This window comes from Nafulsella turpanensis ZLM-10 (assembly GCF_000346615.1).
GTDB lineage: Bacteria > Bacteroidota > Bacteroidia > Cytophagales > Cyclobacteriaceae > Nafulsella > Nafulsella turpanensis.
In genome coordinates, this window is sequence record NZ_ANNU01000029.1 from 1 (window position 1) to 2483 (window position 2483).

At 43.5% G+C, this 2483-nt stretch carries 2 protein-coding genes; both read right to left on the reverse strand.

Annotation, left to right across the window (positions count from 1 at the left end; translation table 11 throughout):
• Positions 1–325: 325 nt before the first annotated feature.
• Complete coding sequence (locus tag F752_RS0112385; protein ID WP_026135710.1) at positions 326–1501, reverse strand: IS91 family transposase; 1176 nt, start codon at positions 1499–1501, stop codon at positions 326–328.
• Complete coding sequence (xerA, locus tag F752_RS0112390) at positions 1488–2327, reverse strand: site-specific tyrosine recombinase/integron integrase (protein ID WP_017732068.1); 840 nt, start codon at positions 2325–2327, stop codon at positions 1488–1490. Before xerA ends, F752_RS0112385 begins: the two co-directional genes overlap by 14 nt.
• Positions 2328–2483 lie beyond the last annotated feature (156 nt).

Genomic DNA, 2483 nt, shown 5'->3' on the forward strand with positions numbered 1-2483 from the left:
AACTTTACAGGGTTTTATGCAAAGTCTGAGCAAAAAAATAAGAGATAAAGAGGAGAAAACCTAATGGTGTAAAAGCTGGAGCAGAGAAGAGGTTACAGGATTTTGTATAAAATTGAGTTGAACGAAGCCGTGCTATGGGCATTCTATTTTTCAGCTTCTTTCCCGGAGCAGGTATTTTTGGCAAAAGACTAGCTGGCCGGCTTTATCTTTGGCTTTATTTTATTCTAATCTCATAAAAGTTCTCAGCCAGGGGCATACCTCTCCCGGCACGTCCCGAATCCGTCTTTTTTAACTATTATCTCAAAGAACGTTTACCCATTTTTATCTACGGTTGCTCATGTTCCGGAATGACTTCTTTATCCCTGGTGAGCATTCTTCCTTTTCCACAGGAAGGGCAGGTGGCAATATCTTTTCCTGTCACCATCTTCAAAACTTCATACATCGAGAGCCCCTGGTAAACAGAGGCTTTTGGAGCTGTCTGCATCAGGGCAAAGCATTGTGCCATCTTTGTCTTACTGTTCACAGCAGCAAACAAGCCAAAGTACCTTATCTTGTAATATCCGGTAGGAAGAATATGTTGCATGAACCTGTTGATAAAACACATCGGTTCCAAATCCATTACTTTCCAGCGGTTATCTCGGTAGTCCTTCCACTTAAAGCTGACTTTATCCGCCTCCAGGGATAAGATGCGGCTGTTGCTGATGGCAACCCTGTGGGTGTAGCGGCCTAAATAGCTGACTACCTGATTACCTCCTTTGAAGGTCTTTTTAATATGCACATGCCAAAGACCAGCATAACATCTCTGCTTTAAAGCTTTTCTATCGCTGTACAAAGCTGTATCCTTTTCGGGTATTTTAAGCTGCTCTTCATTCAGGAGCCCCTCCAGCAGCTTCATAAATATCCCTCTGTATATCTTCGACAAAGCTTTCACCGGCACAAAGAACTTCTTATGTGCCTCTATCCACTCCATGCCATCAGCATCTAAGCCACCGGCAGGGACCAGGCAATGGATATGTGGATGATAATGCAAGGATTGTCCCCAGGTGTGCAGCACTGATAAACATCCACCCTCTGCTCCAAGAAAAGAAGGATTGGCTGCTGCCTTTTGAATAGCCCGTCCCGAAGCTTTGAACAAGAGGTCATAACACTTCCGCTGATTCAGATAGAATAACCTTTTAAAGAACTCTGGCACTGTAAATACAATATGAAAATAACGGGTAGGCAGCAGTCTGCCCTGAAGCTTATCGACCCAAACAACTTGCTTGAGGTATTGACATTTAGGACAATGCCTGTTACGACAGGAATTGTAGCTCATATTTTTATGACCGCAGCTATCACAACTGCTACTGTGACTGCCCATCGCCGCAGTACGACATCCTCTAATAGCATCGAAAGCTTTTTGTTGGCTACTACATAAGGAATACCTGCTTTGGTATGCTTCGGCATGCTGCTGAAAAACATCTGACAGTTCTGCCTGCTGGTTCCGCTCATTCCTCATCATCCTGCTGTTTTAGCTCCTCCAGACCGTCAAAAGGATTAGATACCTCTTTTGGATTGAAGCAGCTCACATGAAGGTAAATAGTAGTCGTTTTAAAGGAACTGTGACCCAGCAGTTGTTGAATCATCCGCAGATTTGTTCCTGCTTCAAGTAGGTGAGTAGCAAAAGAATGCCTGATGGAGTGGAAGCTTACCGGCTTTTGAATACCAGCCCTTTCTACGCTTTGCCGGAAAACCGCCTGAATAGTCCTGCTACTGATAGGTGCTCCTCTTTTTCGGCCTTCAAAGAGGTAGTGCAGAGGTCGGTAAATCCTGTAATACTCCCTTAGTTGCCCAAGTAATTTCTCTGAGAGCAGCGTCACCCGTGCCTTCTTTCCCTTTCCCCGTTGTACCCGTATCTGCATCCGGCTTGCATCGATATCACTAAACTCAAGCCTGCGAACCTCATCTAGCCGCATACCCGTAGAATAAGCAGTAGAAAGAATGGCTTTATGCTTGATGTTGTCAACACTTCTAAGCAAAGAAGCCATCTCTTCTCTGGAGAAGACAACAGGAAGTTTCTTTTCTTTACGAGGCCGTTTAAGATTAACTGGCTCCCAGGCTCTTCCCAGAATATCTGTAAAAAGAATCTTTACTGCACTAATAATCTGATTAAGGGTGGAGGCTGACAACTGTTTCTCATAGGCACAGTAATAGAGGTATTTCTTTATCTGTCCTATGCTTAAATCTGCCGGTGAGCATTGGTAATAAGCTGCCAGGTGAGTAAGCAAACTGAGGTAGGTGCGGATGGTGTGGGGAGAATAGTTACGGATCACCATCTCCTGTTCCATCAGGGGTCTAAGCTTTTTTTTCCATGATGTAAAAAATTAGTTATCAATAGCTTAAGATAACCCTCCATTAAAAAAAATAAAAGAGAAAGAGCCTAAATAAAGAAATAGAAGCTGCCTAAATTACCGACGAAGGAGGTTTTGTTCAACTTGTTTATA

Excerpts from the sequence above, each read along its gene's own strand:
- F752_RS0112385 (WP_026135710.1), bottom strand. The coding sequence starts at position 1,501 with ATGATGAGGAATGAGCGGAACCAGCAGGCAGAACTGTCAGATGTTTTT.
- xerA (WP_017732068.1), bottom strand. The coding sequence starts at position 2,327 with ATGGAACAGGAGATGGTGATCCGTAACTATTCTCCCCACACCATCCGC.